At 60.6% G+C, this 13,961-nt stretch carries 14 protein-coding genes and 1 pseudogene; 5 read left to right on the top strand and 10 right to left on the bottom strand.

Annotation, left to right across the window (positions count from 1 at the left end):
• Both DBR24_RS32455 and DBR24_RS16635 read right to left on the bottom strand, forming a co-directional pair.
• Window positions 1-136: pseudogene (locus DBR24_RS32455) on the bottom strand (YdcF family protein); the annotation flags it as partial.
• A 104-nt stretch (window positions 137-240) separates the two neighbouring features.
• Entirely contained in the window at window positions 241-564 is a 324-nt protein-coding gene (locus DBR24_RS16635; protein WP_123463844.1) for a hypothetical protein, read from the bottom strand.
• 254 nt (window positions 565-818) lie between these two features.
• Between DBR24_RS16635 and leuS the strand changes: the two genes are divergently transcribed.
• The 5 genes from leuS to DBR24_RS16610 all read left to right on the top strand — a co-directional run bounded on the left by leuS (window position 819) and on the right by DBR24_RS16610 (window position 6,927).
• Entirely contained in the window at window positions 819-3,425 is a 2,607-nt protein-coding gene (gene leuS, locus DBR24_RS16630; RefSeq protein ID WP_128615299.1) for a leucine--tRNA ligase, read from the top strand.
• Between the two features lie 87 nt (window positions 3,426-3,512).
• Window positions 3,513-4,118, top strand: a complete 606-nt coding sequence (gene lptE, locus DBR24_RS16625) for an LPS assembly lipoprotein LptE (protein WP_128615298.1) — start codon at window positions 3,513-3,515, stop codon at window positions 4,116-4,118.
• Between the two features lie 39 nt (window positions 4,119-4,157).
• Window positions 4,158-5,195 (top strand): DNA polymerase III subunit delta, encoded by a 1,038-nt coding sequence (gene holA / locus DBR24_RS16620; RefSeq protein WP_123463841.1) that lies wholly within the window; start codon window positions 4,158-4,160, stop codon window positions 5,193-5,195.
• 183 nt (window positions 5,196-5,378) lie between these two features.
• The gene (gene arfA, locus DBR24_RS16615) at window positions 5,379-5,543 is read left to right on the top strand and encodes an alternative ribosome rescue factor ArfA (RefSeq protein ID WP_128615297.1); all 165 of its coding nucleotides are present in this window, start codon (window positions 5,379-5,381) and stop codon (window positions 5,541-5,543) included.
• A gap of 61 nt (window positions 5,544-5,604) precedes the next feature.
• On the top strand, window positions 5,605-6,927 hold the full coding sequence (locus DBR24_RS16610; protein ID WP_128615296.1) for a lytic murein transglycosylase: 1,323 nt from the start codon (window positions 5,605-5,607) through the stop codon (window positions 6,925-6,927).
• Window positions 6,928-7,029: 102 nt separating this feature from the next.
• Here DBR24_RS16610 and DBR24_RS16605 read toward each other — a convergent pair whose 3' ends face one another.
• The 8 genes from DBR24_RS16605 to DBR24_RS32450 all read right to left on the bottom strand — a co-directional run.
• Window positions 7,030-7,977 carry an LD-carboxypeptidase gene (locus DBR24_RS16605; protein ID WP_128615295.1) on the bottom strand — a complete coding sequence of 316 codons (948 nt, stop codon included), beginning with the start codon at window positions 7,975-7,977 and terminating at the stop codon, window positions 7,030-7,032.
• A gap of 250 nt (window positions 7,978-8,227) precedes the next feature.
• Window positions 8,228-9,226, bottom strand: a complete 999-nt coding sequence (gene lipA, locus DBR24_RS16600; protein ID WP_160768663.1) for a lipoyl synthase — start codon at window positions 9,224-9,226, stop codon at window positions 8,228-8,230.
• Between the two features lie 25 nt (window positions 9,227-9,251).
• Window positions 9,252-9,899, bottom strand: coding sequence for a lipoyl(octanoyl) transferase LipB (gene lipB, locus DBR24_RS16595; RefSeq protein ID WP_128615294.1), 648 nt, complete (start codon window positions 9,897-9,899; stop codon window positions 9,252-9,254).
• Entirely contained in the window at window positions 9,899-10,174 is a 276-nt protein-coding gene (locus tag DBR24_RS16590; RefSeq protein WP_027612895.1) for a DUF493 domain-containing protein, read from the bottom strand. The genes lipB and DBR24_RS16590 overlap by 1 nt, the downstream gene beginning before the upstream one ends.
• 85 nt (window positions 10,175-10,259) lie before the next feature.
• Window positions 10,260-11,417, bottom strand: coding sequence for a D-alanyl-D-alanine carboxypeptidase family protein (locus tag DBR24_RS16585; protein WP_123463836.1), 1,158 nt, complete (start codon window positions 11,415-11,417; stop codon window positions 10,260-10,262).
• A 184-nt stretch (window positions 11,418-11,601) separates the two neighbouring features.
• On the bottom strand, window positions 11,602-12,612 hold the full coding sequence (locus DBR24_RS16580) for a septal ring lytic transglycosylase RlpA family protein (protein WP_128615293.1): 1,011 nt from the start codon (window positions 12,610-12,612) through the stop codon (window positions 11,602-11,604).
• Window positions 12,612-13,622 carry a lytic murein transglycosylase B gene (gene mltB / locus DBR24_RS16575; protein ID WP_123463833.1) on the bottom strand — a complete coding sequence of 337 codons (1,011 nt, stop codon included), beginning with the start codon at window positions 13,620-13,622 and terminating at the stop codon, window positions 12,612-12,614. Before mltB ends, DBR24_RS16580 begins: the two co-directional genes overlap by 1 nt.
• Before the next feature lie 17 nt (window positions 13,623-13,639).
• Window positions 13,640-13,961 (bottom strand): FtsW/RodA/SpoVE family cell cycle protein (locus DBR24_RS32450; RefSeq protein WP_256591566.1); only part of this gene is annotated, 322 nt, incomplete at its 5' end.

Genomic DNA, 13,961 nt, shown 5'->3' with positions numbered 1-13,961 from the left:
TTCCACCAAAGCCAATGGCGAAACACACGCCAGCCAGGCGCGGCCGCGAGCGGCGCAGCCACCACGCGGCCAGCAACAGCAGCAAAAGGATGCCGGGCGGCAATAAAAGTTGTTTGATGAAATAACGAAAAGGCATCGGGCATCTCCACAGATGCCCGAAGCCTAAAAGTGTTAATAGAGCGTTACAACCAATAGGTGGGATCCTGTTGAAAAAGATCCGGTTCTTGACCTGCCATGCGCTTACTTGGCCTGCAGAGAACGAACCTTGTCGGTCTCTCTGCGGGGTGCCTTGTCCTTGAGCCAGATGACCTTGGCCGAATGTGCTGCATCGAGTTGCTTCACTGCTTGTGACAGGCATCCATGCGTTTCACGTTCACTGCGATCCAGATAGGCCTTGACCAGTTTGAACTCGGCGGGGCTCAAGCCACGCAATTCCAGTTCCAGGGGGCGCTCATCGCGCAGCCGGTCGGCGGTTTTCAAAGTGTCCAGGGCCACACCCAGACGGTCGATCAGCCTTTCGTACAACTCGGGTTTCGTTACGTTTTTTTTCCGTTGCTCCACCATCCCTCACCTCATTGAAGATAAGACTCACTCCCCACTTAGAGCTTAGCTTCGCTGTACAAACCGGCTGCACGCCGCGACCAACGGCCCTCGCCACGGTTTTGCCGGACCAAACAGCTGTAATCAGGGTTTCCCTAGGCCAAGCGCGGTCATGTATGCTACGGCGCTTCCTGTAATTCCACTTCCAGCTCGTCCGGGCCACCCCGGAACCTGCGTTGAAGAGGATTAGGCCACCCCTATCCAGTACAAAAGTAGCCATGCACGAACAATATCAGCCCCGTGAAATCGAAGCCGCCGCCCAGTCGTTCTGGGACGAGCAAAAGTCCTTTGAAGTCAGTGAACAGCCAGGCAAGGAAACCTACTACTGCCTGTCGATGTTCCCTTACCCCAGCGGCAAGCTACACATGGGGCACGTGCGCAACTACACCATCGGCGACGTGATCTCCCGCTATCAGCGCATGCAAGGCAAGAATGTTCTGCAACCAATGGGTTGGGACGCTTTCGGCATGCCGGCAGAAAACGCTGCGATGAAGAACAACGTGGCCCCCGCCAAGTGGACCTACGAAAACATTGCCTACATGAAGTCCCAGCTGCGTAGCCTGGGCCTCGCCGTGGACTGGTCCCGTGAAGTGACCACCTGCAAACCGGATTACTACCGCTGGGAACAATGGCTGTTCACTCGCCTGTTCGAAAAAGGCGTGATCTACCGTAAAAACGGCACCGTGAACTGGGACCCGATCGACCAGACCGTTCTGGCCAACGAACAGGTGATCGACGGTCGCGGCTGGCGCTCCGGCGCGCTGATCGAAAAGCGCGAAATCCCGATGTACTACTTCAAGATCACCGCCTACGCGGATGAGCTGCTGGAGAGCCTCGACGAACTGACGGGCTGGCCGGAACAGGTCAAGACCATGCAGCGCAACTGGATCGGCAAATCCCGCGGCATGGAAGTGCAGTTCCCGTACAACGTCGACTCGATCGGCGAAGAAGGCACCCTCAAAGTCTTCACCACCCGTCCGGACACCCTGATGGGCGCGACCTACGTTGCCGTCGCCGCCGAACACCACTTGGCCAGCCTCGCAGCGAAGAACAACCCTGAGCTGCAAGCGTTCATCGCCGAATGCAAGGGCGGCAGCGTGGCCGAAGCCGACGTCGCCACCCAAGAGAAGAAAGGCCTGCCGACCGGCCTGTTCGTCGAGCACCCGCTGACCGGCGAAAAACTGCCGGTATGGGTCGCCAACTATGTACTGATGCACTACGGCGATGGCGCCGTCATGGCAGTACCGGCTCACGACGAGCGTGATTTTGAATTCGCCCACAAGTACAACCTGCCGGTGAAGTCGGTGGTACGCACCAGCTCCGGTGACACCAACCCGGCGCCGTGGCAGGACGCCTACGGCGAGCACGGCACGCTGATCAACTCCGGCGAGTTCGACGGCCTGGACTTCGCGGGCGCCTTCGATGCCATGGAAGTCGCACTGATCAAGAAGAACCTCGGCGCCTCGCGCACTCAGTTCCGCCTGCGCGACTGGGGCATCAGCCGTCAGCGCTACTGGGGCTGCCCGATCCCGATCATCCACTGCGATGCTTGCGGTGACGTACCCGTGCCGGAAGATCAACTGCCCGTCGTACTGCCGGAAGACGTGGTGCCAGACGGCGCCGGTTCGCCGCTGGCACGCATGCCCGAGTTTTACGAGTGCAGCTGCCCGAAATGCGGCCAGCCGGCCAAGCGTGAAACCGACACGATGGACACGTTCGTCGAGTCCTCGTGGTACTACGCCCGTTACGCCTCGCCGCACTTCGAAGGCGGTCTGGTGGAAAAATCCGCAGCCGATCACTGGCTGCCGGTCGACCAGTACATCGGCGGTATCGAACACGCCATTCTCCACCTGCTGTACGCGCGCTTCTTCCACAAGCTGATGCGCGACGAAGGCCTGGTGAGCTCCAACGAACCGTTCAAGAACCTGCTGACCCAGGGCATGGTGATCGCCGAGACTTATTATCGTCGCGAAGCCAATGGCGCCTACACCTGGTTCAACCCGGCCGACGTCGAGCTCGAACGCGACAGCAAAGCCAAGGTCATCAGCGCCAAACTGAAATCCGACGGCCTGCCGGTGGAAATCGGTGGCACCGAGAAAATGGCCAAGTCGAAGAACAACGGCGTCGACCCGCAGTCGATGATCGATCAGTTCGGCGCAGACACCTGCCGCCTGTTCATGATGTTCGCTTCGCCGCCAGACATGAGCGCCGAATGGTCCGACTCCGGCGTTGAAGGCTCGCACCGTTTCCTCAAGCGCGTCTGGCGTCTGGCGCAAGCCCACGTCACTCAGGGCCTGCCGGGCAAACTGGACGTCGCCAGCCTGAACGATGAGCAGAAAGCCGTGCGCCGCGCGACTCACCTGGCCATCAAACAGGCCAGCCATGACGTCGGCCAGAATCACAAATTCAACACCGCCATCGCTCAGGTGATGACGCTGATGAACGTGCTGGAAAAAGCCGCACAAGGCACCGAACAGGATCGCGCGCTGATTCACGAAGGCCTGGAAGCCGTGACGCTGCTGCTGGCACCGATCACGCCACACATCAGCCACGAACTGTGGAAACAACTGGGTCACGCCGACGCAGTGATCGACGCCGACTGGCCGGTTGTGGACGAGAGCGCACTGGTGCAGGACAGCCTGACCCTGGTTATCCAGGTCAACGGCAAACTGCGCGGGCAGATCGACTTGCCGGCCAGCGCGACGCGCGAAGAAGTGGAAGCGGCAGCCCGCGCCAACGAAAACGTACTGCGTTTCGTCGACGGCCTGACTATTCGTAAAGTGATCGTAGTGCCCGGGAAACTGGTCAATATCGTCGCCAGCTAATTGGATCGGGCGCCGGTGTTGTCCGGCGCCAAGTAAAACCTTTCGGGCCGCACGGTCGGCCCACATGGTTTCAAGGGGAGCAACACAATGATCAAACGCAATCTGCTGGTGATGGGCCTTGCCGTCCTGTTGAGCGCCTGTGGTTTCCAGCTGCGCGGTACTGGCACCAATGAACTGACGCTCAAGGAGCTCGACCTGAGCGCCCGCAACGCTTATGGCGAGACCGTCACCCAGCTGCGTCAGACGCTGGAGTCCAGTGGCGTCAAGGTTTACAGCGGTGCTCCGTACAAGCTGTACCTGGCTGACGAGCAGGAAAGCCAACGCATCCTCAGCTACGCCGGCGCCGGTCGTACGGGCGAGTATCAGGTCAGCACGGTGCTGAGCTACGACATCCGTGGCGACAAGAACCTTTCGCTGTTGAGCGACAAGCTTGAAGTGCAGAAGGTATTTATCCACGACGGCAACAACCTCGTCGGCTCCGATCAGGAAGCCAACGAAGCGCGTAGTGAAACCCGTCGCGAGCTGGTTCAGCGCATGATGCTGCGTCTGCAACAGCTGACGCCGGCTCAACTGCAGCAACTGCAACAAGCCGCCAACGCACGGGCCAAGGCTGAAGCCGATGCGCTGGAAGCCGCGCAAAAGGCTGAAGCGGAAACCCCGCGTCAGTCGCCGCTCGAAATACCGCAGCAGTAAGAGGATCGGGGCGCTCAGGCGCCCCGTTCGGTATTTCCCATGAAGCTCGCTCCCGCTCAACTCGGCAAACACCTGCAAGGCACGCTTGCGCCCGTTTACATCATCAGCGGCGATGACCCGCTGTTGTGTCAGGAGGCTGCCGACGCCATCCGCAGTGCGGCCCGCCAGCAAGGTTTCGACGAACGCCAGGTATTCGCTGCCGACGCCAATTTCGATTGGGGCACGTTGTTGCAGGCCGGTGCCAGCATGTCGCTGTTCGCCGAGAAACGCCTGCTGGAACTGCGCCTGCCTTCGGGTAAACCCGGTGACAAGGGCGCTGCCGCGCTGATCGAATACTGCTCGCGCCCTGCGGAAGACACGGTGCTGCTGATCAGCCTGCCCAAGCTCGATGGCAGCGCGCAGAAAACCAAATGGGGCAAGGCGCTGGTCGAAGGTCAGCAGACTCAATTCATCCAGATCTGGCCGGTGGACGCCAACCAGTTGCCGAGCTGGATTCGTCAGCGCCTGTCGCAGGCCGGCTTGTCGGCGAGTCAGGACGCGGTCGAACTGATTGCCGCACGCGTCGAGGGCAACCTGCTCGCCGCCGCACAGGAAATCGAAAAGCTCAAGCTGATGGCCGAAGGTGGGCAGATCACCGTCGAAACCGTGCAGGCCGCTGTGGCCGACAGTGCCCGATTCGACGTGTTCGGCCTGACCGATGCCGTGCTCAATGGCGAACCGGCTCACGCCTTGCGTATGCTCGAAGGCCTGCGCGGTGAAGGGGTCGAGCCGCCGGTGATTCTCTGGGCGCTGGCACGGGAACTGCGGCTGCTGGCCAATATCTCGTTGCAGTACAGCCAGGGCACGCCGCTGGACAAGTGCTTCAGTCAGGCGAAACCACCGGTCTGGGACAAGCGCAAACCACTGATGAGCAAGGCCCTGCAACGCTACTCGGCGCCACGTTGGGCGCAGTTGCTACTCGAAGCCCAGCGTATAGATGCACAGATCAAGGGCCAGGCCGCCGGTTCGCCGTGGATGAGCCTGAGCCGGTTGGCGTTGTTGATGGCCGGTCAGCGCCTGACACTTCCCGCCGAATAACCTGTCCTACCGCATAACGACCATTCGCGAGCAGGCTCGCTCCCACATTGAAATGCATTCCAAATGTGGGAGCGAGCCTGCTCGCGAAAGCGTCAACACATTCCCACATAACAGGAACTGGACAGACGCCCAACATCGGCAGATTATTTGCCGCGCAAAACCCACTCACTCGAGAGAGCCCTCATGAGCAAAAAGCCATCGAAACATGGCCCGAACAAGGCCAAATCCATCGTCGCCCAACCCCTGTTCCGCAGCCGCCAGGAACGACCAGCCAAGGGTAAAGGCAGCTACCGCCGCGAAGCCTTCCAGTCTGACAACTGGGAGGCTTCTTACTTTCTGGCCGCCTGAAGCGCAGCACCCCCTGGTCATGTTAAGGTCTGCACCTGATCCGTATCCCCTGGAACTGTGCATGCCCTTTAGTCTTTCCCGTCGTTGGCCCGTTCGCCAGCTGATCGCTGCCTCCAGCTTCATTCTGCTTGTCGCCTGCGCGGAAAAACCCACCGCCGCCGACGCGCAACCCCTGCAAGCCGCCCCAGTTGCCACGGCCCCAGCGATCATCCCGCCGGTAGTGCCGTCCGCCGACCCTCTCGATCTCCAGCCGACCCAGACCTTTGCCGAATGGCAGGCGGGTTTTCGCAAGGATGCGCTGGCCGCTGGTATTCGCGCCGACCTGTTCGATCGCGCGTTCGCCAATGTCAGCTTCGATGCCAGCGTGATCAAAGCCGACCGCAGTCAGCCGGAGTTCTCACGGCCAGTGTGGGAATACCTCGACGGCGCCTTATCGCCGCTGCGGGTGCGCAAGGGCCAGGCGCTGATCAGCCAGTACGCCGACATTCTGCAGAGCATCGAACAGCGTTACGGCGTCGATCGCCAGGCACTGGTGTCGGTGTGGGGGATGGAAAGCAATTTCGGTCAGTTCCAGGGCAACAAGTCGGTGATCAACTCGCTGGCCACCCTGGCCTACGAAGGCCGTCGCCCGACATTTGCCCATGCGCAATTGATCGCCGCCCTGCAGATCCTGCAACAAGGCGATATCACTCCAGAGAAGATGCTGGGTTCGTGGGCCGGAGCGATGGGGCAGACCCAATTCATTCCGACCACCTACAACACCCATGCGGTGGATTTCGACGGTGACGGTCGCCGCGATATCTGGGGCAGTCCGGCCGATGCCCTGGCCTCCACCGCGCACTATCTGCAAAGTTCCGGCTGGCAGCGTGGTCAGCCGTGGGGCTTTGAAGTGCAACTGCCAAGCGGTTTCAATTACACCCTGGCCGATGGCGCGATTCGCAAGAGCGTTGCCGAATGGCGTCAACTGGGGGTAATCCTGCCCAATGGCGGTCAGGCGCCAGCCGGTTCGGAACAGCTGTCCGCGGCCCTGCTGCTGCCGGCAGGCTATCGTGGCCCGGCGTTCCTGATTCTCGACAACTTCCGGGCGATCCTCAAGTACAACAACTCGTCGTCCTATGCTCTGGCGGTGAGCCTGTTGTCCGAGCGCTTCGACGGTGGCGGCCTGATCAATGGCACCTGGCCCAAGGATGACCTGCCGCTGAGCCGCACCGAACGCATCGAGCTGCAAAACCTGCTGAGCGCGCGTAACTACGATGCCGGAACGGCGGACGGCATCATCGGCGCCAACACGCGCAAGGCCATCCGCAGTGCCCAGCAGTCGTTTGGCTGGCCGGCGGACGGGTATCCGACGCACAAGTTGCTCGAGAGCCTGCGCACGCAGTAAAGCAAAATCAAAAGATCGCAGCCTTCGGCAGCGCCTGCACGGGATTGATGCTTACCGTGCAGGCGCTGCCGAGGGCTGCGATCTTTTTGCTTCACCCACACATTATCGGGTGACCACATCCTGCTCCAACATCAACTCCTTCTTCCCCGCATCCAGCCTCACCAGCGCCCCCATCGGCAGTGTCAGGTTCGGATCACAATGCCCGCTGCGCCAACCGGACAGCACCGGGATTCGCAACGGTTCAAAAGTCTGCTTGAGCAAGCGGTTCAACGCGTCGCTATCCACGCCAGCGACATCACCGACCAGTACCCCACGCAATCGGGCCAATTTGCCGGCCAGACGCATTTGCGTGAGCAAACGGTCGATCCTGTACAGCGGCTCGTTGACGTCCTCGATCAACAGAATCACGCCCTCCACGTCGATTTCGTATGGCGTACCCAGCGTTGAGGCAATCATCGCCAGATTACCGCCCAGCAGCCGCCCATGAGCAATACCCGGCTCGACAGTGGTCAATGGATAGGCCACCGGATGACTCAGCACACTCCCCGCCTTCACCTGACCGCGCAGCATGGCGAAGAATGACGTGACGGTCGGTGGCTCCTTGTCACCCAACAGGTCGGCATTGAGCAGCGGGCCATGGAAGGTCACAAAGCCGGCATAACGGCTGATCGCCAGATGCAGCGCGGTGATGTCGCTGTAGCCGACAAACGGCTTGGCATGGCGGCTCAGCAGGTCGTAGTCGATCCGGTCCAGCAGACGCGGCGTGCCGTAGCCACCGCGCAGGCAGATGATCGCGTCGACCTCGGGGTCGGCGAATGCAGCGTGCAGGTCATTGAGGCGTACGTCGTCACTGCCGGCCAGATAGCCGTCCTTCTCGTAGACCCCGGGAAACACCTTCAATGCATAACCACGGGCGCGCATCCACTGCACGGCTTTTTCGGTGTTCAGCGCTCCAGGCCCTGCGGGGGCGATCACGCCAATCAGCCCCTCAGATGGCAGCGCCGGCACCGGTCTGTGCGCAACGAGGGTATGTGTCGGTCGAACAGTCATCCATGGGTCTCCCTGTGTGAAGTCTTGCGGACACAGTAGTCAGGTAAAGCGACAAACAAAAGAGGTGAGCTCACTCAATAATTCGTGGCGAGGGCGCCGGCTCCTGCCGGGTTGCGCAGCGCCCCCAGGATCTTCGGGACGGCTGCGCACTCCAGCGCGAGCCAACTCCCTCGCCACAAGGTTCAGAGGTTAACAACCCAAACAAAAATACCCGCCGAAGCGGGTATTTGATGCAGCCTTCAGCGCAGAATCAGGAACCGAGCAGCTCGGCCTTGACCAGTTTCGCCTGCTCGTCGGCATGGTACGACGAACGTACCAGCGGGCCGGAAGCGACGTTCTTGAAGCCCATCTTGTAACCTTCCTCGGCGAACCAGGCGAAGGTGTCCGGATGCACGAAACGCTGCACCGGCAAGTGGCTGCGCGACGGTTGCAGGTACTGACCGAGGGTCAGCATGTCGATGTCGTGTTCGCGCATGCGCTTCATGACTTCGATGACTTCCTCGTCCGTCTCGCCCAGGCCCAGCATCAGGCCGGATTTGGTCGGAATGTGCGGCATCATCTGCTTGAAGCGTTGCAACAGGGTCAGCGACCACTGGTAGTCCGAACCCGGACGCGCAGCCTTGTACAGGCGCGGCACGGTTTCCAGGTTGTGGTTGAACACATCCGGCGGCTCGGCAGCAGTGATTTCCAGGGCGATGTCCATGCGGCCACGGTAGTCCGGGACCAAGGTTTCCAGTTGCACGTTCGGCGACAGCTTGCGGATTTCGCGGATGCAGTCGGCAAAGTGCTGGGCACCGCCGTCACGCAGGTCATCGCGGTCAACCGAAGTGATCACCACGTACTTGAGCTTGAGGTCGGCGATGGCGATGGCCAGGCTTTCCGGCTCGTTGACGTCCAGTGGCTTCGGACGACCGTGGCCCACGTCGCAGAACGGGCAGCGACGGGTGCAGATGTCGCCCATGATCATGAAGGTCGCGGTGCCGCCGGAGAAGCACTCGCCCAGGTTCGGGCAGGATGCCTCTTCGCAGACGCTGTGCAGCTTGTGCTTGCGCAGCAGGCTCTTGATTCGGTCGACTTCCGGGGAAACCGGGATGCGCACACGAATCCAGTCAGGTTTCTTCGGCAGCTCGGTGGTCGGAATGATCTTTACCGGGATGCGTGCAACCTTCTCGGCGCCGCGCAGCTTGACGCCGGCTTCAACCTTGGGACGCGGGGCCGGGCGCTCGGTCACGTCGAGCGTCGGGATCATGGTTTGCACTGCATCAGTAGTCATATCAGTCGATTCCGCCCGTCAGGGTCGTCTGCTCAGCATAGTCGAGGTGTTTGACGAGCTGCGCGCGCAGCCGGGCACTTACCTCGGCAAATTCAATCGGTCCTGCGTGATCGCTCAGCTGGGTCATCGCCAGCCCGGCATAGCCGCAGGGATTAATCCGTCGAAACGGTTCCAGGTTCATATCCACGTTCAGGGCCAGGCCATGAAAGGAACAACCGTGGCGAATCCGCAAACCCAGAGAAGCGATTTTCGCTCCGTCGACGTAGACGCCGGGAGCATCCGGCTTGGCTGCGGCGGTCACGCCGTAGCTGGCCAGCAGTTCGATCAGGCACTGTTCCATGCGCGTGACGAGATCGCGTACGCCGAAACCCAGCTTGCGCACGTCCAGCAGCAGGTAGGCCACCAGCTGGCCGGGACCATGATAAGTCACCTGCCCGCCGCGATCGACCTGCACCACCGGGATATCTCCCGGCAGCAGCAAATGTTCAGCCTTGCCGGCCTGGCCCTGGGTGAACACCGGAGGGTGCTCGACCAGCCAGATTTCGTCGGCGGCATTGCTGCCGCGTTCGTTGGTGAAGCGCTGCATGGCATGCCAGACCGGCTCGTAAGCCATCTGGCCAAGTTCGCGAAAGCCCAGCGTGCCCGGCATCACAACACCATGTGCACGAAACCGGAAGCCCGCAGTTCGCTGTTGATGTTGTACAGCTGATCCTGATCGGTCGCGACGATGTGCAACTGGATGGTGGTGTATTTGCCATTGCTGCTTTGACGTTCGTCGATGCGCTCATCATTGATGGTCGCGTGTTTCTTGACGATGTCGATGATCTTGTCTTTGTTGCCGACGCCCGTGTCGCTGATCACCTTAATCGGATAATCAGTCTGGGGAAATTCGATCTTTGGCGCCTTTACTTCGGTATCGGTCATGGCGTAACGGCCTCTAGAGCGCAAGCCGTGGTAACGCACATGGCCCCGCACCGGATCGGGGCGGGGCCATGCAGGTCAACACAAATCAGTTGAACAAGCCGTAGAAGAATAGACGGATGCTATCCCACATGCGGCGGAAGATACCACCCTCCTCGACGCCATCCAGAGCGATCAGGTCAGCGCTGTGCACCACCTTGTCTTCCAGTTTGACTTCGACTTTACCGATCACGTCGCCCTTGGCGATTGGCGCGGTCAGTTGCGGGTTCATGGTCATGCTGGCAGCGAGCTTCTTCAGCTGGCCTTTTGGCAGAGTCATGGTCAGGTCTTCAGCCAGGCCGGCCTTGACTTGATTGGTGGTGCCTTTCCACACCGGGGCCTGAGCCAGTTCGGTGCCCTTCTGATAGAAGGTCTGGGTTTCGAAGAAGCGGAAACCATAAGTCAGCAGCTTCTGGGTCTCGGCGGCGCGGGCCACTTCGCTGTTGGTGCCGAACACCACGGCGATCAGACGCTGGCCGTCACGTACAGCCGAGGACACCATGCAGTAGCCGGCTTCGTCGGTATGACCGGTTTTCAGACCGTCAACGGTCTTGTCGCGCCACAGCAACAGGTTGCGGTTAGGCTGCTTGATGCCGTTCCAGAAGAACTCTTTCTGCGAATAGATCGCGTAGTGAGCCGGGTCTTCGTGGATGATCGCGCGAGCGAGGATCGCCATGTCGTGAGCCGACGAGTAGTGCTCAGGGTTTGGCAGACCGGTCGGGTTCATGAAGTGGGTATTGGTCATGCCCAGGTCGGTGACCGTCTTGTTCATCAGGTCGGCGAAGGCGTCTTCGCTGCCGGCGATGTGCTCGGACAGCGCCACGCTGGCGTCGTTGCCGGACTGGATGATGATGCCGTGCAGCAGGTCGCTGACGGTGACTTGCGAACCGACCTTGATGAACATCCGCGAACCGCCGGTGCGCCAGGCGTTTTCGCTGACGGTCACCGGATCGTTTTCACCGATCTGGCCGCGACGGATTTCCAGCGTAGCGATGTACGCGGTCATCAGTTTGGTCAGGCTGGCCGGTGGCAGACGCTGGTCGCCATTGTTTTCGACCAGCACGTTGCCGCTGCTGGCATCCATCAGAACGTAGGCCTTGGCAGCCAGTTGTGGTGGCGACGGCATCATCTCGGCCGCGAAGGCGGCTGGCGAGAGGAGCAGCGGGACTAGCAGACACAGGCGTTTGGCAAAGGTGGTGATGTTCATCCGTCTCTCGAAATCGCTAATGGAAACTTGCCCGAAGGCAAAACTATTCAGACAGCCTTCTAACGGGCCATCGCGTGTTCAGTTGCTCACTCCAGTCACCCTTACCGGGCTTTTGTTCTTCGACGAGCCAACAACCTGGTTCACCCCCCAATACCGCAAGTGAACCGTCAATCAAGTCTACGTATTACTCGCTGACCACACTTGGCGAACCAAGGTTGGCCAGGCGCACACTGTTCTGCACCTGGGCAATTTCACCCGGCGAACCGATCGGCCCCAGGCGTACCCGGTGCAGAGTCTGCTGATTGCGCACGATCGAGCTGATGAACACCGGAGCGCTCACCATCCCGCTGAGCTTCGACCTCAGGAGTTCTGCAGCGTCCGGGTTGGCGAACGCGCCCACCTGCAGATACTGGCCAGACGCTGGTGCAGAAGCGTTTTTTTTTGCATCAAGCTGAACCGGCACGACGGCCGCAGCGTGTTGCTGCGGCGGCGGGGTCCATTGCTCGACGGTACCGGCCGAAGCCGTGATGGTCGGCGCGCTAGTTTGCGCGACTTGCGGCTCGTTGAGCATCAGCGGCGCCGGACGGCCCTTGGCGGCCCACCACTGCTGCGGGTCGATGCCCTCGACCTTGACCCGCGCGGTGCCGATTTCGGCATAACCGAGCTTCTTGGCGGCCGCGTAGGACAAGTCGATGATCCGGTCCGAATAGAACGGCCCACGGTCGTTGACCCGCAGAATCACGCTCTTGTTGTTGTCCAGGTTGGTCACCCGAACGTAACTTGGCAGTGGCAGAGTCTTGTGCGCGGCACTCATGCCGTACAGGTCATAGACTTCGCCGTTGGCGGTGTTCTGGCCATGAAACTTGGTGCCGTACCACGACGCAGTGCCCGAGGCGACGTAAGTCTTGGATTCCTGCAACGGGAAGTACGTCTTGCCCAGCACCGTGTACGGGTTGGCCTTGTACGGACCGGTGTGCAGGGTCGGCGTGGCATCAGGGATGCGCGACACATCGACGTCCCACCACGGCGCGCCGTCTTTGTGCGCGCGGTTGATGTCCAGGCCAGGCTGCGCCCGCACTGCAGTATTCGAGGTTTTCTGAGTCGGGGAACGGCTGGTCGAACAACTGGCGACCAGCACCGCCAACGCAGCGAATGCCACCAGCTTCAGGGGTTTATTGTTAGGCAATGCCCGCATTACTTGACGCCCCGTGCTTTTACCAGCTCTTCAGACAGTTGATGTACGGCCATGGCGTACATCACGCTGCGGTTATAACGCGTGATCGCGTAGAAATTCTTCAGGCCCATCCAGTATTCAGGGCCGTTGTCGCCTTCGAGGCGAAATGCAGTAACCGGCATATCATCGCGCAGCGCATCATGACTTGACCAGCCCAGCGCCCGCAACTCTCCGACGGTCTTCGTCGGTTCGATGCCGGTGGTCAGGCCTTCGTCGACCTGCTCGCCACGCACATCGGCCCGGCTGACCACCGGTTCCCCGGCCACCCAGCCATGGCGCTTGAAATAGCTGGCGACGCTACCGATCGCATCATCCGGGTTATTCCAGATATTGATATGGCCGTCACCGTCGAAATCCACCGCATAGGCGCGGAAGCTGCTCGGCATGAATTGCGGCAATCCCATCGCCCCGGCGTACGAGCCTTTGAGGGTCAGGGGATCGACCTGTTCTTCACGCGCCAGCAGCAGGAACTCACGCAGTTCCTTGCGGAAAAATTCGGCACGGGGAGGATAGTCGAAACCGAGGGTGGACAAGGCATCGATCACCCGGAAATTACCGGTATTGCGTCCGAAAAAGGTCTCGACGCCGATGATCGACACGATGACCTGTGCCGGCACGCCGTATTCCTGTTCAGCGCGAGCCAGCGTTGCCTCGTGTTGACGCCAGAAGTCCACGCCCCGGGCAATGCGCGCGTCGGTGATGAACATCGGGCGATATTCTTTCCACTGCTTGACCCGCTCGGCGGGCTTGGAGATCGCGTCAAGAATCGACTGCTTGCGCTCTGCCTCGCGGAACACCCCCATCAGCTGTTCACCGGCGAAACCATAGTCGCGGGTCATTTCACCCACGAATTCGGCCACCTGCGGCGAGCCTTCGTATTCGCCGGCCAGCGCTTCCTGCACGCTGCCCAGCAGGCCCATCAGGCCAACCAGCGGCGCGCATCGAGTCGCCCAGCCACGCATAACTTGCATTGAACTCTTCACCTTATTCAAACCTGTGCGATCCACTTGCGATGGGTATGGATCGACATCAAAACCCCAAACGCTGACAGCAGCGTCACCAGCGAAGTTCCGCCGTAGCTAATGAACGGCAACGGCACCCCCACGACCGGCAACAGGCCACTGACCATACCGATGTTGACGAAAACGTAAACAAAAAACGTCATGGTCAACGCACCGGCGAGCAATTTGCCGAACAGTGTCTGCGCCTGAGCGGTGATCACCAGCCCCCGGCCGATCAGCAATAAATAGATCAGCAACAGCACGCAGATGCCGACCAGACCGAACTCCTCGCCGAGTACGGCAATGATG

The organism is Pseudomonas sp. HMWF006 (genome assembly GCF_003061205.1).
GTDB classification, from domain to species: domain Bacteria; phylum Pseudomonadota; class Gammaproteobacteria; order Pseudomonadales; family Pseudomonadaceae; genus Aquipseudomonas; species Aquipseudomonas monsensis.
The sequence above is the reverse complement of the archived record's forward strand: the minus strand, read 5'-3'. Positions and strand labels throughout refer to the sequence as shown.

Excerpts from the sequence above, each read along its gene's own strand:
- DBR24_RS16590 (WP_027612895.1), bottom strand. The coding sequence starts at position 10,174 with ATGACCGATACCGAAGTAAAGGCGCCAAAGATCGAATTTCCCCAGACT.
- DBR24_RS16580 (WP_128615293.1), bottom strand. The coding sequence starts at position 12,612 with ATGCGGGCATTGCCTAACAATAAACCCCTGAAGCTGGTGGCATTCGCT.
- DBR24_RS16635 (WP_123463844.1), bottom strand. The coding sequence starts at position 564 with ATGGTGGAGCAACGGAAAAAAAACGTAACGAAACCCGAGTTGTACGAA.
- lipB (WP_128615294.1), bottom strand. The coding sequence starts at position 9,899 with ATGCCGGGCACGCTGGGCTTTCGCGAACTTGGCCAGATGGCTTACGAG.
- DBR24_RS16605 (WP_128615295.1), bottom strand. The coding sequence starts at position 7,977 with ATGACTGTTCGACCGACACATACCCTCGTTGCGCACAGACCGGTGCCG.
- arfA (WP_128615297.1), top strand. The coding sequence starts at position 5,379 with ATGAGCAAAAAGCCATCGAAACATGGCCCGAACAAGGCCAAATCCATC.
- lptE (WP_128615298.1), top strand. The coding sequence starts at position 3,513 with ATGATCAAACGCAATCTGCTGGTGATGGGCCTTGCCGTCCTGTTGAGC.
- lipA (WP_160768663.1), bottom strand. The coding sequence starts at position 9,226 with ATGATCCCGACGCTCGACGTGACCGAGCGCCCGGCCCCGCGTCCCAAG.
- DBR24_RS16610 (WP_128615296.1), top strand. The coding sequence starts at position 5,605 with ATGCCCTTTAGTCTTTCCCGTCGTTGGCCCGTTCGCCAGCTGATCGCT.
- holA (WP_123463841.1), top strand. The coding sequence starts at position 4,158 with ATGAAGCTCGCTCCCGCTCAACTCGGCAAACACCTGCAAGGCACGCTT.
- mltB (WP_123463833.1), bottom strand. The coding sequence starts at position 13,622 with ATGCAAGTTATGCGTGGCTGGGCGACTCGATGCGCGCCGCTGGTTGGC.
- DBR24_RS16585 (WP_123463836.1), bottom strand. The coding sequence starts at position 11,417 with ATGAACATCACCACCTTTGCCAAACGCCTGTGTCTGCTAGTCCCGCTG.
- leuS (WP_128615299.1), top strand. The coding sequence starts at position 819 with ATGCACGAACAATATCAGCCCCGTGAAATCGAAGCCGCCGCCCAGTCG.